At 63.7% G+C, this 17,944-nt stretch carries 21 protein-coding genes; 13 read left to right on the top strand and 8 right to left on the bottom strand.

Annotated elements, in window-relative coordinates:
- The first annotated feature begins 208 nt into the window (after nucleotides 1-208).
- From C0V82_RS20710 to rlxS, 7 genes are all read left to right on the top strand, one after another.
- Nucleotides 209-547, top strand: coding sequence for a DUF736 domain-containing protein (locus C0V82_RS20710; protein WP_102114266.1), 339 nt, complete (start codon nucleotides 209-211; stop codon nucleotides 545-547).
- A 176-nt stretch (nucleotides 548-723) separates the two neighbouring features.
- Entirely contained in the window at nucleotides 724-963 is a 240-nt protein-coding gene (locus tag C0V82_RS20705) for a helix-turn-helix transcriptional regulator (protein WP_102114265.1), read from the top strand.
- Between the two features lie 122 nt (nucleotides 964-1,085).
- The gene (locus C0V82_RS20700) at nucleotides 1,086-1,526 is read left to right on the top strand and encodes a S26 family signal peptidase (protein WP_245924259.1); all 441 of its coding nucleotides are present in this window, start codon (nucleotides 1,086-1,088) and stop codon (nucleotides 1,524-1,526) included.
- Nucleotides 1,514-2,068 (top strand): lytic transglycosylase domain-containing protein, encoded by a 555-nt coding sequence (locus C0V82_RS20695; RefSeq protein ID WP_102114263.1) that lies wholly within the window; start codon nucleotides 1,514-1,516, stop codon nucleotides 2,066-2,068. The genes C0V82_RS20700 and C0V82_RS20695 overlap by 13 nt, the downstream gene beginning before the upstream one ends.
- Before the next feature lie 209 nt (nucleotides 2,069-2,277).
- Nucleotides 2,278-2,541 carry a hypothetical protein gene (locus tag C0V82_RS20690; RefSeq protein WP_211100520.1) on the top strand — a complete coding sequence of 88 codons (264 nt, stop codon included), beginning with the start codon at nucleotides 2,278-2,280 and terminating at the stop codon, nucleotides 2,539-2,541.
- A gap of 286 nt (nucleotides 2,542-2,827) precedes the next feature.
- On the top strand, nucleotides 2,828-3,193 hold the full coding sequence (locus tag C0V82_RS20685) for a hypothetical protein (protein WP_102114261.1): 366 nt from the start codon (nucleotides 2,828-2,830) through the stop codon (nucleotides 3,191-3,193).
- Nucleotides 3,194-3,457: 264 nt separating this feature from the next.
- Nucleotides 3,458-5,446, top strand: coding sequence for a relaxase/mobilization nuclease RlxS (gene rlxS, locus C0V82_RS20680; protein ID WP_102114260.1), 1,989 nt, complete (start codon nucleotides 3,458-3,460; stop codon nucleotides 5,444-5,446).
- Between the two features lie 53 nt (nucleotides 5,447-5,499).
- Here rlxS and C0V82_RS20675 read toward each other — a convergent pair whose 3' ends face one another.
- Genes C0V82_RS20675 through C0V82_RS20650 form a run of 6 tightly spaced genes read right to left on the bottom strand, consistent with a single transcriptional unit; the run spans nucleotide 5,500 to nucleotide 9,747 of the window.
- Nucleotides 5,500-6,576, bottom strand: a complete 1,077-nt coding sequence (locus tag C0V82_RS20675) for an ArsO family NAD(P)H-dependent flavin-containing monooxygenase (RefSeq protein ID WP_102114259.1) — start codon at nucleotides 6,574-6,576, stop codon at nucleotides 5,500-5,502.
- Nucleotides 6,573-7,334, bottom strand: coding sequence for an arsenical resistance protein ArsH (gene arsH / locus C0V82_RS20670; protein WP_102114258.1), 762 nt, complete (start codon nucleotides 7,332-7,334; stop codon nucleotides 6,573-6,575). Before arsH ends, C0V82_RS20675 begins: the two co-directional genes overlap by 4 nt.
- A gap of 5 nt (nucleotides 7,335-7,339) precedes the next feature.
- Nucleotides 7,340-8,407 (bottom strand): ACR3 family arsenite efflux transporter, encoded by a 1,068-nt coding sequence (gene arsB, locus C0V82_RS20665; RefSeq protein ID WP_281262374.1) that lies wholly within the window; start codon nucleotides 8,405-8,407, stop codon nucleotides 7,340-7,342.
- A gap of 40 nt (nucleotides 8,408-8,447) precedes the next feature.
- Complete coding sequence (gene arsC / locus C0V82_RS20660) at nucleotides 8,448-8,873, bottom strand: arsenate reductase (glutaredoxin) (protein ID WP_102114257.1); 426 nt, start codon at nucleotides 8,871-8,873, stop codon at nucleotides 8,448-8,450.
- Complete coding sequence (locus C0V82_RS20655) at nucleotides 8,870-9,376, bottom strand: arsenate reductase ArsC (RefSeq protein WP_102114256.1); 507 nt, start codon at nucleotides 9,374-9,376, stop codon at nucleotides 8,870-8,872. Before C0V82_RS20655 ends, arsC begins: the two co-directional genes overlap by 4 nt.
- A 29-nt stretch (nucleotides 9,377-9,405) precedes the next feature.
- Nucleotides 9,406-9,747 carry an ArsR/SmtB family transcription factor gene (locus C0V82_RS20650; RefSeq protein ID WP_102114255.1) on the bottom strand — a complete coding sequence of 114 codons (342 nt, stop codon included), beginning with the start codon at nucleotides 9,745-9,747 and terminating at the stop codon, nucleotides 9,406-9,408.
- Between the two features lie 230 nt (nucleotides 9,748-9,977).
- Here C0V82_RS20650 and C0V82_RS20645 point away from each other — a divergent pair, with 230 nt between their 5' ends.
- The 5 genes from C0V82_RS20645 to C0V82_RS20625 all read left to right on the top strand — a co-directional run bounded on the left by C0V82_RS20645 (nucleotide 9,978) and on the right by C0V82_RS20625 (nucleotide 13,129).
- Entirely contained in the window at nucleotides 9,978-11,018 is a 1,041-nt protein-coding gene (locus C0V82_RS20645) for a PstS family phosphate ABC transporter substrate-binding protein (RefSeq protein WP_102114254.1), read from the top strand.
- Nucleotides 11,019-11,375: 357 nt separating this feature from the next.
- Nucleotides 11,376-11,642 carry a hypothetical protein gene (locus C0V82_RS27340; protein WP_199772561.1) on the top strand — a complete coding sequence of 89 codons (267 nt, stop codon included), beginning with the start codon at nucleotides 11,376-11,378 and terminating at the stop codon, nucleotides 11,640-11,642.
- A complete protein-coding gene (locus tag C0V82_RS20635; RefSeq protein WP_199772613.1) occupies nucleotides 11,531-12,382 on the top strand; it encodes a permease in 852 nt (283 codons plus the stop codon). Before C0V82_RS27340 ends, C0V82_RS20635 begins: the two co-directional genes overlap by 112 nt.
- Nucleotides 12,383-12,410: 28 nt before the next feature.
- The gene (locus C0V82_RS20630) at nucleotides 12,411-12,644 is read left to right on the top strand and encodes a thioredoxin family protein (protein ID WP_102114252.1); all 234 of its coding nucleotides are present in this window, start codon (nucleotides 12,411-12,413) and stop codon (nucleotides 12,642-12,644) included.
- A gap of 161 nt (nucleotides 12,645-12,805) precedes the next feature.
- Nucleotides 12,806-13,129: an ArsR/SmtB family transcription factor gene (locus C0V82_RS20625; RefSeq protein WP_102114251.1), complete on the top strand. Its 324-nt coding sequence runs from the start codon at nucleotides 12,806-12,808 to the stop codon at nucleotides 13,127-13,129.
- Here C0V82_RS20625 and C0V82_RS20620 read toward each other — a convergent pair.
- Nucleotides 13,092-14,288 carry an MFS transporter gene (locus tag C0V82_RS20620; RefSeq protein ID WP_199772560.1) on the bottom strand — a complete coding sequence of 399 codons (1,197 nt, stop codon included), beginning with the start codon at nucleotides 14,286-14,288 and terminating at the stop codon, nucleotides 13,092-13,094. The genes C0V82_RS20625 and C0V82_RS20620 overlap by 38 nt on opposite strands.
- A gap of 14 nt (nucleotides 14,289-14,302) precedes the next feature.
- On the bottom strand, nucleotides 14,303-15,694 hold the full coding sequence (locus C0V82_RS20615) for an FAD-dependent oxidoreductase (RefSeq protein WP_199772559.1): 1,392 nt from the start codon (nucleotides 15,692-15,694) through the stop codon (nucleotides 14,303-14,305).
- A 213-nt stretch (nucleotides 15,695-15,907) separates the two neighbouring features.
- Here C0V82_RS20615 and C0V82_RS20610 point away from each other — a divergent pair, with 213 nt between their 5' ends.
- The gene (locus tag C0V82_RS20610) at nucleotides 15,908-17,932 is read left to right on the top strand and encodes a conjugal transfer protein TraG (protein WP_102114249.1); all 2,025 of its coding nucleotides are present in this window, start codon (nucleotides 15,908-15,910) and stop codon (nucleotides 17,930-17,932) included.
- The last annotated feature ends 12 nt before the right edge of the window (nucleotides 17,933-17,944 follow it).

The following is a 17,944-nucleotide window of genomic DNA, read 5'->3' as shown; positions in this document are numbered from 1 at the left end:
CTAGAAAATTTCCCCTGCCGAAACCACCCCGCCTTTGGGGCGGGGCCCCGGTTCCGGCATTCCGCGCGGAACAAATTTTCTCCACCCCAGGGTCCTCCACTTTGTTCCGGCCCTTCGCTTTGCTCGGGTGGCGCTGGTCACCTTTGCGGTCTCTGACGCCGGGGACATCGCGGGGATGGTCCCGCGACCGCAGCGTAGGAGACAGATCATGGCCATCACCCTCGGCACCTTCACCAAGCTCGACGACGGCAGCTTCTCGGGCATCCTCAAGACCCTGAACGTCACCGCTTCGCTCACCATCGTTCCGGTGACCAAGCTGTCCGACAATGCCCCCGACCACCGCGTCTTCGCCGGCAACGGCCAGCGCTACGAGGTCGGTGCCGGCTGGTCCCAGATCGCCAAATCCAGCGGCGAAACCTATCTGAACCTCAAGATCGGTGCGCCCGAATTCGGTCCCCATTGGGTGCGTGCCCGTCTCGTCAAGCTGGAACATCCGGCGGATGACGGCACCACCCACATCGCCCTGTGGGAGCCCCGCGACCGCTGATCCCGGCCTTTTCAGCCCCGTTCCGGCACCGCCGGGACGGGGCTTTTTGCCTGTTCAGGGGGGAGGGGATCGGAAATCCAGGGGATGGATTTGCGAGCGTCCGCAACCACGCCCCCGTTCGCCATGCTCGCCCCATCTGCGGCGATCCCCGCCGCTGTCACCCGAGGAGCGGTGAGATGGAGGATGAGGTCAATCGGGCCGCAAAAGCCCGCAAAGGCAGCCTGTTTCTGAATACGGCACAGGCCGCCTTCTATATCGGCCTGTCGCATCGGACGCTGGAAAAGATGCGCCTGACAGGCGGTGGCCCGCGCTTTCGCAAGCACGGTCGCTATGTCCGTTACCACATTGATGACCTGGATGCCTGGTCATTGGGGGAGCGGCGCGACAGCACGTCGGACAAGGGGGATGCGTCATGAATTGCGCATCGATGTCGCAACAGAAATCGCCCCGTCGTCCATTGTGCCGCCGCTTGTCGCGGGCGTCACGTCGCCGGGCATTGTTGCTGGCAGGCTTGGCATTGGCGGCGTTGGGTTTTTCGGTGCTGGCTCGCCCGAAGCCTATCCTGGTGTGGAACAGCAGCGCCTCGGCTCCCATTGGGCTCTATCTTGTGCTGCCGGAAACCCGCCTTCGTCCTGGCGATTTGGCCCTGGTAACACCGCCGGATAGCCTTGCCGACTTGGCGGCCCGGCGGGGTTATTTGCCGCGCGGTGTGCCGCTGATCAAGCGGGTGGCGGCCATGGGTGGGGATCATGTCTGCGCCAAGGGCGATGTCATCACCATCAATGGCGATACGGTCGCCGTGCGTCAAAAGGCCGACAAGGCGGGCCGTCCGTTGCCCTGGTGGCAGGGCTGTGGGGTATTGTCGGCAGGAGAAATCCTGTTCCTGATGCCAGCAGCGGAGTCGCTAGATGGCCGCTATTTCGGGCCGCTATCGTCGGTGCATGTCATCGGTCGGCTGGTGCCACTATGGCTGCGCTGAAGGTGGCAGCGCTGGCCCTCGCGCTGCTGGTTACAGTGATTGCCGGTGCGACGGATGCCCCGCCATACGAAGCCGAAATTGCCGCCGCCGCACATCGTTTCAACTTGCCGCAGGACTGGATCAAGGTCGTCATCAAGGCGGAGAGCGGCGGCGATGCCAATGCTGTATCGGCCAAGGGCGCGCTGGGCCTGATGCAACTGATGCCGGACACCTGGTCCGAAATGCGCGACCGATATGGCATCCAGGGCGATGTCCTGGCCCCTGCTGCCAACGTCATGGCGGGCAGCGCGTACCTTGCCGAAATGCGCCACCGCTTCGGCTATCCCGGCCTTTTCGCTGCCTATAATGCCGGACCAGCGCGTTATGAATCCTACCTCCGCGATGGCGTTCCATTGCCAGCCGAAACCCAGGCCTATCTGGCAAAACTCGACGCCAGATTGGGATTGCCAGCAGGCGGCACCAGTGGGCTGTTCGTGCCACTGATTAGTGGCGACAGTCGTCTGTTCGCGCCGCTGTCCAAGGCTGGGAGCACGGGGCGATAGACGGTTGAGCAGGGGACTTCATCTCAGTCCGCCCATCGTACCAGCCGGGCCTCGGGACCCGTCAAGGATGCGCGGTCCCCCCAAAATGCTAGGCATTTTGGTTCCCCCGCGCCCCGCTTCGCGGTGCCTTCGGCCTCCTTGACCGGCCCCGCTCCGGCTGATGCCAGGCGCTGTCCTCGATGACGGGGACGACAGCGATGGAGGAGATCATGGTGACCGAAACTGCCACGCCAATCCGTGGAACTGATGCCTATTGCCGTCAACGCCGTCTGGCCTTTGCCCTTATTGAAAGTCTGGAGCAGGCCATCCGCATCCGCAGTCAGGCACCGATGTATGTCGGATCAGCCGATGATCCCATGGAGAATACCGGGCCATGGGACCGGGTGTGTCAGCTTCAGGATCGGATCCGTCAGGACCCTTTGGCTATGGAGACCTTGGCCGCCCAGAAGCGGCTGATGCTGCTGACGGCATAGCGTGGCGGGAGCGGTGTCCATCGGATGCCGCTCCCTTTTCTAAGGTCTTCCGGCACCCCTGATCGGGTCCCTGAATGGGGCGTTGGAGGGGGTTCTCATCTCGGTCCGCCCATCGTACCAGCCTGGCAGCGGGGCCCGTCAAGGATGCGCGGTCCCCCCAAAATGCTACGCATTTTGGCTCCCCCGCGCCCCGCGCTGCGGCGCCTGCGGCGTCCTTGACCGGCCCCTCTCCGGCTGGACGGGAACCTCGTCCTCGATCAACAGGACGCCAGCCAAGGAGGTTCCCATGTCGTTCATTGCAGCGCATCCCCAGGCCGCGATCGACCGTTTCGACGCCCTTGTCGATGACGTCCGGACCGAGTTCGGCAGCGACGGATTGATGGCCAATGTCGAGCGTTTTATCAGCGCCGAACGTCCCGAATTCATCTGGGATGGCCGCTTCCAGGAGCATTATCTGGGCGAATGGATGGGCGATGATGACGGTGCGCAAGGCCTGCACTGCATCCTCATCCTGAGCCATTTTCGCAGCGAATTCATCGTCGCCAGCTGCGTTGTTGATGGCGATGAACGTCTGCATTCCATGACCCGTCAGCGCGCCTATGCCACGCGCGACGCCGCCGAGAAGGCCTTCCAGAGCGCCATCGGTCGATAGGCGGCGCAGATCCGGGAGCGGCGGTTCAGGCTGTCGCTCCCTTCCTTTTCAAGCATGAGAGCGTAGAAGGGCGTGGATAAGCGCGGGTGCTGATCAGGGGCGCTGTAGGGCAAGATAAAACGGTGGCGCCAGCGCCCCCGTAACCCCCTGTCTGCACATCCTTTTTGGGGCCTTGCGGTGGTGCCAGGGCGGCAGGATCGGCACCATTCTAGCACCGACCCCGCCCAAAGCCGCTTTGCCAGCCTCTGATCGGGAGAGACCGCGATGTTCGGCGATGATCATGATTTCCGCCCCCGTTTGGGCCGCATGCGCAGTGCCTCCGGGCGACGCGGCAAACGCTTCCTGAACCGGGTGCTGGCGGCCACCGTCTTGGCGGCGGGCGGGCCGCTCAGTATTACCCAGCGGTCCGGTCGTTTCGATGGCAGCCGGATCGGGCGCGGTGCTGGTGTGGGCCGGGTGCTGGCCTCGCGCGACCACTTTGCGGCATTGCGGCAGCGGCGCGTCATCATCAAATCCCGGATCGTCAAGCTGGCGGGCAAAGGCATGGCCGCTGCCCGCGCCCATCTGCGCTATATCCAGCGCGATGGCGTGACCCGTGAGGGACAGGCGGGTCAGCTCTATGGTGCCGACCAGGACAAACTGGACGGACGGGCATTCCTCGACCACGCCGACGGTGACCGTCACCAGTTCCGCTTCATCGTCTCGGCCGAGGATGGCGACCAGTATGACGACCTCAAGCCCCTGGTCCGCCGCCTCATGGCGCAGATGGAACAGGACCTGGACACGCGGCTCGATTGGGTGGCGGTCGATCACCACAACACTGGGCACCCGCACAGCCACATCCTCCTGCGTGGAAAGGACGATCGCGGCAAGGACCTGATCATCGCGCGGGAATATCTGTCCCAGGGCATGCGCGAACGCGCCGCCGAGATCGTCAGCCTGGATCTGGGCCCCCGCACCGACCTGGAGGTCCAGGAAAAGCTGCGCCGGGAGGTGGAACAGGAACGGTTCACCAGCCTGGACCGGCGTCTGCTACGGGACCGGGGGCCAGATCAAATGGTATCGGGCAGTGACCGCGACCCGTTTCAGCAGGCCCTGCGCACAGGCCGTCTGCGCAAGCTGGAGCGTTTGGGCTTGGCCGAGGACCTGGGCGCGGGCCAATGGCGGCTCGACCCTGACCTGGAAACCACCCTGCGCCGCATGGGCGAGCGCGGCGATATCATCAAGACTCTGCATCGGGAACTGACCGCGCAGAATCTGACCCGCACGCCGAATGACCTGATCATCCATGACCCCGGTGCCGCCAATGCCCAACCTATTACAGGCCGTGTCATCGCGCGCGGCCTGTCGGACGAGGTGAATGACCGCCACTACCTGATCATCGACGCCACCGATGGTCGCACCCACTATGTCGATATCGGCAAGGGTGAAGCCACGGAGCCAACGCCGGTGGGCAGCATCCTCCGTGTGGAACCGCGTGCTACCGATCCTCGTCCGATGGACCGACGTATCATGGACATCGCCGCGGTCAACAATGGCCGATACAGCGTCGACATCCATCTGCGCCACGATCCCACGGCCAGTGAGGCCTTTGCCGAAACGCATGTCCGGCGGCTGGAGGCAATGTGCCGACTGACCAATGCCGTCGTCCGCGAACCGGACGGCACCTGGGTCATCCAACCCGACCACCTGGACCGCGTCGCTGACTATGAACGCACTCAGGCCCGATTCAACCCGGTCACCGTTCGGGTTCTCTCCACCCTGCCGTTGGAACAGCAGATCACCACCGACGGCGACACCTGGCTGGACCGGGAACTGGTTGCCAGCAACCCAGCGCCCCAGCGCGATGCCGGTTTCGGTCGTGAGGTGCGAGACGCCCAAGACCGTCGGCGGCAATGGCTGATGGTCGAGGATCTGGCCCGCGAGGAACAGGGCCGAACCTTCTACCGAGCCGACCTGTTGGCAACTCTGCGGCGGCGGGAGCTGCTGCGGGCTGCCGGCCAACTATCCGACGAGTTGGGCTTGCCCTATGCCAGTGTCTCCCGTGGCCAACCCGTCGAGGGCACCTACCGTCGGACGGTGACCTTTGCCAGCGCGAAGCTGGCCCTGATCGAACGCAGCCGTGACTTCACCCTGGTGCCCTGGCGGCCCGTGTTGGACCGGCATCTTGGGCAGCCTGTGTCGGGGATCGTCAGCGGGGATGGCGTGACCTGGAACTTTGGGCGGCAGCGTTGCGGGCCGCAGGTCGGTTGATCCAACCCCGTCCGGGGTATCACAAGCAAGAAAGGTCTGATCGCCAGATGGTTTCAGCTCTTGATGGGAAGGCCGTCTGTCAGTGCCGCGGCAATCTCTGCAGCGGTATTACGGGCGCTGCGGCCGACGCCGATCAGTGTCGCGGAACCGGGGCCGGTCCATGTGCCATATCCGACGAACCGTAGTTTGGGGTTTCGGTGGCAGCGGGTGCCGTCCACCGCCACAGTTCCATCGGCCTCGATCAGCCCCAATCCAGCAACCGGGTCCAGGGCAGGGCGGAAGCCCGTGCACCAGATCACGGTGTCGATATCGGTCTCTGTGCCGTCGGTCCACAGGACGCCTGTTCGGGTGAAACGGGCGAAGGGCCGCACACTGACCAGATTGCCGCGATCCCGTGCAGCCTTGACCGGGGCGACCATAACGATGTCGCCCAGCCCACCGGGCGGCGCATCCGGCGCGCGCCCTTCCTGAAACGCCTTGATACGGGCGGTCGCCCGCTGGAACAGAACCCGGCCATCAACCTCATCGGGCAGAAAGACCGGCGGGCGCTCCGTCACCCAGGTCGCATCGGCGACCAGCGACAATTCGGCCTGCAGCTGCGCCCCGGAATTGCCGCCACCGACCACCAGCACCCGGTGCCCGGCAAATCTCTCGGGTCCGCTGTAATGGGCAGAGTGGATCTGCTGTCCATCGAACAGCTCTTGCCCCGGATAAGTTGGGATGTAGGGGTGGCGCCAAGTGCCCGTGGCCATGACAACGCCCCTGGCCCGCCACGCCCCTTTGTCGGTCATGATCCGCAACCGGTCACCGTCATCTGCGATAGTCTGGACATCGACGGGCCGGTGAACGGGGAGGGCATAGCGCTGCTCATACCGGGTCAGATAGTCAATGACGGCGTTTCGGGACGGGTAATCATCGCCACCCGGCGGCATCGGCCAGCCCGGCAGCGAACTGTAGGCGGCGGGGGAGAACAGGCGCAGGCTGTCCCAGCCATGCCGCCATGCCCCGCCCGGTCCCGCCTCACCATCCAGGATGACAAAGTCGATGCTGGCCCGACGAAGGTGATAGGCGGTGGCCAGCCCCGCCTGCCCACCGCCGACGATCACAACATCGACCTCTTGCACCGTCATGATGCCCGGCCCAACCCACCACCAACTGCCAGTGTGGCGAGATCGGTCGCAGGATTGACGGGTTTGCGGGCCTCCCGCCGTTCGGAATAGCGATCCACCAGCAGGTTGGCATGCGGGCGCAGCAGCACCGTGAAGCGTACCAGTTCTTCCATGACGTCCGCGATGCGGTCGTAATAGGCCGACGGCTTCATGCGACCGGCCTCGTCGAATTCCTGGAAGGCTTTGGCGACGCTGGACTGGTTCGGGATTGTGAACATCCGCATCCAGCGGCCCAGGATGCGCAGGGTGTTGACGGCGTTGAAGCTCTGGGAGCCGCCGGACACCTGCATCACAGCCAGGGTACGGCCTTGGGTCGGGCGGATGCCGCCCATGGAAAGCGGCAGATGGTCGATCTGCGCCTTCATGACGCCGGTAATCTGGCCATGGCGCTCGGGGCTGCACCAGACCTGCCCCTCTGACCAGATAGAGTGCTCGCGCAGTTCGCGCACGGCGGGATGGTCGTCACCCTTCACCTGATCAGGCAGGGGCAGGTCGGACGGATCGAAAATCCGCGTCTCCGCGCCGAAATATTCCAACAGGCGCGCGGCCTCTTCCACCGCCAGGCGGGAGAAAGAGCGATCACGCAGCGAACCGTACAACAAAAGGATACGCGGCTTGGGGTCCAGCGGCCCCAGGCCGAGGGCGGGCCGCTGATGGGCATAGGCGGGGTCGAAGGCGGGCAGGTGGGTCGGGTCGGGCAGGGGGCGGAGACGGTTCATTCGGATCATCCCTTGGCCGGTGCCGTGGCCGGATACCAGCGCCGGCCCAGCCACAGCGCCAGTTGCACCATCAAGATCAACACCGGCACCTCCACCAGCGGGCCGATGACCGCGGCGAAGGCAACGGGGGAAGCGAGACCAAAGGCGGCGATGGCCACTGCGATGGCCAGTTCGAAGTTATTACCCGCTGCCGTGAAGGCGACCGAGGTGGCGCGGGGATAGTCTGCATCGATCAGCCGCCCCATAAAGAAGCTGACCAGGAACATGATGAAGAAATAGAGCGTCAACGGTACGGCGATGGAAAGCGCATCCAGCGGCAGCCGCACGACGTCACCGCCCTTCAGGCTGAACATGGCGACGATGGTGAACAACAAGGCCGCCAGCGTGAGGGGGGAGATGCGGGGCAGGAAGCGGCTCTCGTACCAGCTCTCGCCCTTGGCGCGGATCAGGACCTTGCGGGTCAGGAAGCCGGCCAGGAAGGGCACGCCCAGATAGATCAGCACCGCCTCCGCGATGGTCCAGAAGGACACGTTGATGACGCTGCCCTCCAGCCCCAACAGGGGCGGCAGGAAGCCCAGGAAGAACCAGGCATAGACACTGAAGAACAGGATCTGGAAGATGGAATTGAACGCCACCAGCCCCGCCACATATTGGTTCGATCCGCAGGCAAGCTGGTTCCAGACCAGCACCATGGCGATGCAACGGGCCAACCCGATCAGGATCAGGCCCGTCATGTAATCCGGATGGTCGGCCAGGAAGATCACCGCCAGGGCGAACATCAGCACCGGCCCGATGATCCAGTTCTGGACCAGCGACAGGGCCAGGATGCGCTTGTCGGCGAAGACCTGATGCAGTTCCTCATATCGGACCTTGGCCAGCGGTGGATACATCATCAGGATCAGGCCGATGGCGATGGGGATGTTAGTGGTGCCCACCGATAGCCGGTCGAGTGCCGCCGGTAGCCCCTCGAAAAGGCTGCCTAGCGCCACGCCCAGGGCCATGGCCGCGAAAATCCAAAGGGTCAGGTAACGGTCAAGGAAGGAGAGGCGGCGGGCGGGTGCAGCGTGGCTCACGATGGCGGACCTTGGAAACGGGTTTGGAAAACGCGGCCGATCACCGCAGACGGTTACCAGCGGCATCCACGACGGCCTCGCCGTCTTCCTTGGCAAAGGCGGCTTTCTGCGCATCGGGTAAAAGGTCCAGAACCAGTTCCGACGGTCGGCACAGGCGCACACCCAGCAGGGTGACAACAATGGGCCGGTTGATCAGGATCGGATGCGCCATCATGGCATCCAGCAAGACCTCGTCCGATAGGGCCGGGTCACCCAGCCCCAGTTCGGCATAGGGCGTGCCCTTCTCGCGCAGCACATCCCGTACCGGCACACCCATGCGGGCGATCAGGTCCATCAGGGCTTCGCGTGAAGGCGGAGTCTTCAGATATTCGATAACCGTCGGTTCCACGCCGCTGTTGCGGATCATCGCCAAGGTGTTGCGTGAGGTGCCGCAGGCGGGATTGTGGTAAATGGTGATATCGGTCATGCCATGACCCCTTGCTGCGCCATCTCCGCCAGCTTGCGTTTCAGCGCCAGCTTGTCCAGCGAGGCCAGCGGCAGGCTCATGAACAGCTGCAGCCGACGCTGGATCTGGGCAAAGACATCGGCGGTGAAGGCGGCCTTTTCCGCATCGGTGCCGGTAGCCGAGGAGGGGTCGGGAAAGCCCCAATGTGCTGTCATCGGATGGCCGGGCCAGACCGGACAGACCTCCCCCGCCGCACTGTCGCAGACGGTGAAGATGAAATCCATCTGCGGTGCGTCCGGTGTCGCGAACTCGTCCCAGGTCTTGGAGCGCAGGCCAGCCGTATCGTGGCCGAGATGCTCCAGCAGCTCCTTTACGAAGGGGTTGATGCGACCCGACGGCTGGCTGCCAGCACTGAAGGCCTGGAACCGTCCCTTGCCCTCCTTGTTCAGGATACATTCCGCCATGACGCTGCGGGCACTGTTGTGTGTGCAAAGGAACAGGACATTAAAAACGCGCTCGGACATGATGTCTCCTTGGGCGGGCGTCGGTTGGGTCAATCCGGGCAACCGCTGGCACAGGTTGGCACCGGGATGCCGCTACAGATCTCCGGTCGGCCCTGGCAGCAATCTTCCATCAGAAAGGCCACCAGCTTGCGCGTGCCCTCATAATCGGTCGCGTAGAAGATCTGCCGCTGCACCCGCCAGGACCGCAGCAGGCCCGCCCGCTCCAGAATGCCCAGATGGTGGGACAGCGTGGAGGGGGGAACGCCGACCTGGGCGGCGATCTCGCTGGCATGCAGGCCGTTAGGCCCCCGTTGCACCAGCAGCCGGAAGATGGAGAGCCGCGTTTCCTGGGCAAGGGCCGCAAAGGCCTCTGTCGCGTATTTCGATTCCATGATTCGATAATTATGGAATTGACTCTGCGTGTCAAGTGATGTCACAAGCTACAACGTGGGCGGCATGCAGAGTATTTGTAAAAGAAAAGCCGCTCATGTGTCACGAAATTGAAACATCAGTGCCTCCGTCCTTGTAGGGTGGTGAGAGCTGGGTCGAGCCACCCCACTACTTCCGTGGGCATCCACTTGAGAAGACTAATTTTCTACTCAACGGCAGATCGGAGCGTGAAATGAAAACCAAGCAGATTCTCCTTTCCACTATGATCGGCATGGCCTGCGTCATGGGCGTCGCGGGCGCGGCCTCTGCCCGTGACCAGATCCGCATCGTCGGTTCTTCCACGGTGTTCCCTTTTACGTCCACCGTTGTCGAGCGCTTCAGCCAGACCAGCAAGTTCGGTGCGCCGATCCTGGAATCCACCGGCACTGGTGGTGGCATGAAGCTGTTTTGCTCCGGCGTGGGCACCGACTTTCCCGATGCCACCGGTGCGTCGCGCGCCATGAAGGCGTCGGAGTTCGACAGCTGTCAGAAGAACGGCGTTTCCCAGGTTACCGAACTGATCATCGGCTATGACGGGCTCACCATCTCTCAGTCGAAGAAGGGCACGCCGATCAACCTGACCAAGGCCCAGCTTTTCAATGCCCTGGCTAAGGAAGTCGAGGTCAACGGCCAGATTGTCGCCAACCCGTACAAGAAGTGGTCGGACATCGACAAGTCGCTGCCGGCCATTGAGATTGAGATCATGGGGCCGCCCCCGACGTCTGGCACGCGCGATGCCTGGGTCGAATTGGTCATGGAGACGGGCTGCAAGGAGTTCCCCACCATCAAGAACCTGGACAAGGCTCGTCATGACACGGTCTGCAAGACCATGCGCGAGGACGGCCTGTTCATTGAGGCGGGCGAGAATGACAACGTCATCGTCCAGCGCCTGGAGACCAACCCGAAGGCCTTCGGCATCTTCGGCTACAGCTTCCTAGAAGAGAATGTCGACAAGCTGCGCGGTGTGCCCGTCAACGGTGTGGAGCCGACCTACGAAACCATCGCCGGCCAGACCTATCCGGTGGCGCGTCCACTGTTCATGTATTTCAAGAACCAGCATGTCGGTGTCGTTCCCGGCCTGAAGGAATTCCTGGCGGAATACGCTTCCGAGCGCGCCATGGGTGACGAGGGTTATCTCGCCGACAAGGGCTTGGTGCCACTGCCGGACGCCAAGCGCAAGGCTTCAGAGGCCGCCGCTTTGAAGCTGACGCCGATGGCCAAGCCGGCTTCCTAATCCGGATTTTACATTTCAGAATGAAAGCCCTTCGGGTGTCTGAACAGCGCCTGGAAGGCTTTTTGTCTTTCTGCCCGCCGGCGCATTCCGGCGGCTTGCGTTATGTCAAGGCATCGGAACGTGCTATGTCCTATCAAAAGACCAGATTCTGGCAATCGTTCAGCCCAAAGCTGGGTTTCGTGTCACATGCTGCGCTTGAAGCAGGTTGGCTGGGTGGTGGAGCGGCGTGATGCGCAGTGGAATGCTATCGGCTGCACCCCGATCTTCCTCCAGCGACACTTCGCCTGCTGGCAGCGGCGCTGGAACGGGACATACCCACAAACTGCGCCGCAGCGGCGTAACCCGGAGTCCTGACCCATGTCGTCCCTGTTCTCCTGGCTCAACGACCAATTGCTGAAGATGCAGTGGCTGTCGGATTTGGTCTCCTGGCTGCTGTCGGCAGTGCCGGGTTTCGATCCGGCCAGCCGGTTGGGCGGCAGCATTCATTTCTTCATTTATGACACGATCAAGATATTCATCCTGCTCTGCGTGCTGATCTTCAGCATCTCCTTCCTCCAATCCTATTTTCCCCCCAACGATCACGGCGAATCCTGGGCCGGTACAGGGGCGTCGGGGCCAATCTGATCGGGGCCCTGCTGGGTACGGTGACGCCGTTCTGTTCCTGCTCGTCGATCCCGCTTTTTATCGGCTTCACCGGGGCAGGTCTGCCCCTGGGCGTCACCTTTTCCTTTCTGATTTCGTCGCCCTTGGTCGATCTGGCCTCGGTGATCCTGCTGGCCAGCATCTTCAATTGGTCCATCGCCATCGCCTATGTCCTGGTCGGGCTGGTGCTGGCGGTCCTGGGCGGCACCCTGATCGGTCATGCGGGCATGGAGGATCAGGTGGAGGATTTCGTCCGCATGGTACCCGTGTTGGATCAGGGCGAGACGAACCTGACCCGGCAGGAACGCGTCGCCTTCGCCTGGGGGCAGGTGCGCGATATTGCCGGGCGCGTCTGGCCCTATATCCTGATCGGCGTCGGCATTGGTGCGGGCATCCACAACTGGATTCCAGCGGACCTGATCACCGCCTTGATCGGGCAGGATAAATGGTGGTCCCCCATCCTGGCCACGATCGTCGGGGTACCGATGTATGCCGATATCTTCGGTACCCTGCCGATCGCCGAGGCGCTGGTGTCCAAGGGCGTCGGGCTGGGCACGGTACTTTCCTTCATGATGGCCGTTACCGCCCTGTCGCTGCCATCGCTGATCATGCTGAAGCGCGTGGTCAAGGGGCCGTTGCTGGCATTGTTCTTCGGCATCGTCGTCACCGGTATCCTGGTGATCGGCTATCTGTTCAACGGCATTTCCCATCTGCTGGTCTGATGGCCGGCAGCCCATCAAGGAGACGGACATGGATATCAAGGTTCTCGGGTCCGGTTGCGCCAAATGCAAGGCAACCGTCGATACACTGACGAAGGTGGCTGCGGCCAAGGGAGTGTCGATCACCCTGACGAAGGTGGAGGATATCCGGGATATCGTCGGCTATGGGGTGATGTCGACGCCGGCCGTCGTCATCGACGGCAAGGTCGTACATGCCGGCTCGGTTCCCAGCAGCGACAAGGTAGAGGGGTGGATGCACGGCTGAGATGGACAGGTACTGGAGATGTTTGCCAGAGGTCTGGAGGAGGCAGTCCCGCCTCGGCGCGGGTGGGGCAGCCCCCCAAGGCGGGTTATGGTTTTGTAGTCCTGGAAACTTAGAAATGTGGGCGCCATATTCTACAGTGAATATGGATCTGGAGCGCCTTCATGGAAATCCAAGCCGCCGCCCGCTGCTTTGCCGAACTGGGGCATCCGTCCCGCCTTGCCATCTATCAACGGCTGGTGCAGGCGGGTGATGAGGGCATGCCGGTCAGCGCCATCGCCGAGGAACTGGGCATCGTCCTGTCCACCTTGTCCCACCATATCAAGCAGTTGGTGCAGGCCGGGCTGGTGGAACAGGTGCGGGACGGACGCACCCTGATCTGCCGGCCGATCTATCCGCAGATGGACGCGCTGCTGGCCTTCCTGCGTGAACAATGCTGTTCGCGGCCGGTCATGGCGACAACCTGCTGCGATCCGGCGGCCGCGTGAAGGCGGCCAGCAGAAAGCCGGCCAGGATCGGCACGCAGGCCGCGATCCCCAGCCACAGCACAGGCTGGTAGGACCCGGACCGGTCCCAGATCAGCGCCACCAGCAGCGGGGCCAGTGCCTTGCACACCGAACCCGGCAGGCTCATCAGGCCATTGACAGCGCCGTAGGCGCGGGGTGTCAGCATCTCTGGCACGGCGGCCCCACGGATGATGGTCATGATGCCATTGGCCGCGCCATAGAGAATGGCGAACAGCACCAGTGCCGGGACCCCGCCGCCGGGCAGCAGCAACAGGGCAAGCGCCACCGGCAGGGCCAGGATGGTGCCCACCCCGACCTGCCGGATCGGTGCCCGCTCGGCGATGGCGGCCACGATGACCCGGCCCACCACCTGCGCCGGGCCGATCAAGGTCAAGACCAGCACGACCGAGGCGGTTGACAGGCCCTGTTCCCCCAGCAGGGGATACAGGTGAAAGCTGATACCTGAGAACAGGGCATAATACAGGGTGAAGGCGGCCATCAGGCCCCAGAATGCGGGTTGGCGCAGCACCCAGGGGATGACAGCCTCATCGGTCGCCCCCGCCCTGATCGACAGCATCGGTGCTGCTCGGTCGATCACCCGCAGATGCAGGGGCAGGGCCAGGAACAGGTTGATGGCGGCCAGCACCTCCAGCGTCCCGCGCCAGCCCAGCCGGTCCAGCAGGAACTGGGTCAGCGGAACAAAGAGGGTGCTGGCAAAGCCACCCCACAGGGTCAGCGCCGTGATCCCCCGCCGTGCCTGGGGGCCAAAGCGTTGTGAAACCACGGCGAAACCCGGCTCATACAAGGTCATGGACTGGGCCAGCCCGATCAGGATGAACAGCGGGGGTAACAGCCAACCCGCGTCCACGTGCGACCAGACCAGCAGAGCCAGCGTCGCCAGCAGGGACCCGCCGGCCATGACTGCGCGGCCATGGCCCCGGTCAATGACGCGGCCCACCGGATAGGCAGCCAAGCCCGCCACCGCCAGCGCCAGCGACGCCAACCCGAAAATCGCCGACCGCGACCAGGTGAAGTCCGCCGCCATCGGCGTGGCCAGTAACGGGAAGGCATAGATCAGACTGCCCCAGGAGATGATCTGGGCCATGCCCAGCCCGGCAATAAAGCCGCGATGCACGGACACGGTCCCGCCTCCCCTCACGCTGCACAGCCGGTCTTGGTCCCGGTTGGCGGGGGGCAGCCGCAACCAGCCTCGCCCGCTGCCTTGGCCGTGGCATCCTGCTCACAGCAGGCATCGGCACCGGCAGGGGCAAGGCCCCCACAACAATCCGCGTTCACCGGGCTGCCTGCCAGACTGACGCTACACACGCCCGTTTCGGGCAGCTCCAACTGCACCTCGGCGGCGGCGGCCAGATCGCCGGCCAGGAAAGCCACGACCGACCGCACCTGCTCATAGCCGGTCGCCATCAGGAAGGTCGGTGCGCGACCATAGCTTTTGATGCCGACGGTAAAGAAGCCGGGTTCAGGATGGGACAATTCCTTCGCCCCGTGCGGGCGAACTGTGCCGCAGCTATGCAGGTTGGGGTCGATCAGCGGCCCCAGGGCCGCTGTGCTTTCCAGCCAGGGGTCCAGACCCAGGCGCAGTTCGCGCAGCATGGTCAGGTCGGGCCGCTGGCCTGTCGCGACGATGACCTGCTCCACGTCCGTGATCACGCGGCCATCGCGGGCGGTCACGGTCAGGCTGTCGGTGGCTTGTTGGAACGCGACTGTTTTGAAACCGGCGTAGAGTTCCATATGACCGCTGTCGGCGAGGCGACGCAGGGCGCTGCCCAGGGCTCCGCGGGCCGCCAGTGCATCGGCATCGCCACCACCGAAGGTACGGCGCAGGTCGGTGCTGCGCACGGCCCAACTGATACGGGTGCCGGGTGACTGTTCGGCCAGTTGCGCCAGGTCCAGCAAAGCGTTCGCAGCGGAATGCCCGGCACCAATCACCAGCACATGCTGGCCGGCATAGCGCATCCTGTCCCTCCCCAGAAGATCGGGAATGCGATAGGCGATACGGTCGGCCGCGGCCACCTCCCCAATGGCGGGCAACCCGTCGGCCCCGGCTGGATTGGGTTGTGACCAGGTGCCGGAGGCATCCAGGACGGCGGACGCCAGGATATCCGCTTCCCCTGTCGGCGTCGAAACCCGCAGCACGAACGGCGCTGATGCGCGATCGGCACTTTTCACCTTGTCAAAGCCCACCCTGCTGATGGCTGTGACCCGGTGGGAAAGGCGCAGGCGTGCCGCGATGGACGGCAGGCGCGACAAGGGGCGCAGATAAAGTTCGACCAGTTCCGCACCTGTCGGCAAACCCTCCGGCGCCGGCGCGATCCAGCCTGACGGCTCCAGCAGGGCGCGCGCGGCTTTATCAATATTGTACTGCCAGGGAGAGAATACGCGCACATGCCCCCAGTCACGGATATGCGCGGCAACGTCGTCCGACGCCTCAAGCACCAGTGGTTCCAGCCCACGGTTCAAGAGATGGGCGGCAGCGGCCAACCCAACCGGGCCGGCACCGATAATGACAACAGGAAAGGCGCTCATGACCAGCTCCATTCATTTCGATGATCATCAAAATATGGTTCTACGGCATCCATGTCAACGACATTTCGAAAATAATAGAAATAATATCCAGGCCGGCGGTCTCATGGGCCGATCCTGGTGCCGGAAGAGAGATGGGGCGTTTATGCGGGACATACCGTCACCTGCCACACTGAGTTTCCATGGGGATACAATTCGATGTGTTCGAGGCTCCCCATGACCCCTACCAAACTGCTGATCGGCCAGATCCTGGTCGTCTTCGCCATCGTGATCCTGGGCGTTTGGGCGGCGACGCAATGGGCGGCTGCCATGCTGGGCAATCAGGCACAGCTCGGGCCCGCCTGGACCGTCATCGCCGGCTGGCCCGTCTACCGCCCCTGGCAGTTGTTCGAGTGGTGGTACTGGTACGAGGCCTATGCGCCGCATGTGTTTGACAAGGCCGGCATGTTGGCGGGGGCCAGCGGCTTCATGGGCTGTGCTGCTGCCATCATCGGGTCGCTGTGGCGCGCCCGGCAGACGCGGATGGTCACGACCTATGGCTCCTCGCGCTGGGCGACCCGCCGGGAGGTGGAGGGGGCGGGGCTGTTTCGACCGGCGGGGGTCTTTCTGGGGCGGTTGGGTGGGCGGTACCTTCGGCACGATGGGCCGGAGCATGTCATGGCCTTTGCGCCCACCCGGTCGGGCAAGGGCGTGGGGCTGGTGGTGCCGACGCTGCTGTCCTGGACCGGATCGGCAGTGATCCATGACATCAAGGGCGAGAACTGGCAGTTGACGGCGGGGTGGCGGGCGCGCTTCTCGCACAGCCTGCTGTTCAACCCAACCGATCCGCGCTCGGCCCGCTACAATCCGCTGTTGGAGGTGCGCAAGGGACCGGACGAGGTCCGCGATGTGCAGAACATCGCCGATATTCTGGTCGATCCAGAGGGCGCGCTGGAACGCCGGAACCATTGGGAGAAAACCTCCCACAGCCTGCTGGTGGGGGCCATCCTGCATGTGCTGTATGCCGAGGAGGACAAGACCCTGGCGCGCGTGGCCACCTTCCTATCCGACCCCAGGCGCAGCTTTGCCCACACCCTGCGCCGGATGATGGCCACCAATCATCTGGGCACAGCCGACAAGCCCATCGTCCATCCCGTCGTCGCGTCTGCGGCGCGGGAGGTGCTGAACAAGTCGGAGAATGAGCGGTCGGGCGTGCTGTCGACCGCCATGTCGTTCCTGGGCCTCTACCGCGATCCGACCGTGGCGGTCACAACGGCGGCCTGTGACTGGCGGATTGCCGATTTGGTGGACGCGCCGCGACCGGTGTCGCTGTACCTCGTGATCCCGCCGTCGGACATTTCCCGCACCAAGCCACTGGTGCGACTGGTGTTGAACCAGATTGGGCGGCGGCTGACCGAGCGGTTGGAGGGTGACCCCGCCAAGCGGCGGCGGCACCAGTTGCTGATGATGCTGGATGAGTTTCCGGCCTTGGGGCGGCTGGACTTCTTTGAGACGGCGCTGGCCTTCATGGCGGGCTATGGCATCCGCGCCTATCTGATCGCCCAGAGCCTGAACCAGATATCCAAGGCCTATGGAGAGAACAACGCCATCCTGGACAATTGCCATGTCCGCATCGCCTTTAGCTGCAATGACGAGCGCACGGCCAAACGCATCTCGGACGCGCTGGGCACGGCCACCGAATTGCGGGCGCAGCGCAACTATGCCGGCCACCGGCTGGCCCCCTGGCTGTCCCATGTCATGGTCAGCCGACAGGAAACGGCCCGCCCTCTGTTGACACCGGGCGAGGTGATGCAGTTGCCGCCGACGGATCAACTGGTGCTGGTGTCTGGCCTGTCCCCGATCCGCGCCCGCAAGCTGCGCTACTATGAGGACCGAAACTTCACGGAACGGGTGTTGCCAGCACCAGCCCCGTCGGACGGTCCCTATGCTGACTGTCCCCCAGCCCGATCCGACGACTGGGGTGGACAGGTGCGTGGCATGGATCAGCGACTTGCGGAGGAGGATGACGACAGCGCGTTGGATGAACTGACGGAGGGTGGTCTACAGCAGCAGCGCCATCCGGGGTTACCGGAGGAGGGGTTATCCAAGCCGTTGGGACAGGAGACTGGCGATCTGTTCGGATTAGCAGATGATGAAACCGATGTGGCGGCAGACAAGCGAGCCATCGACCGTCTGTCGAGTGTCGCCCGCGCCCACGCGATCAATGAAGGGGCGAAGGACGATTTGTTGCCTGACTTTTGAAAAGCATAAATA

Source organism: Niveispirillum cyanobacteriorum, assembly GCF_002868735.1.
GTDB classification, from domain to species: domain Bacteria; phylum Pseudomonadota; class Alphaproteobacteria; order Azospirillales; family Azospirillaceae; genus Niveispirillum; species Niveispirillum cyanobacteriorum.
The sequence above is the reverse complement of the archived record's forward strand: the minus strand, read 5'-3'. Positions and strand labels throughout refer to the sequence as shown.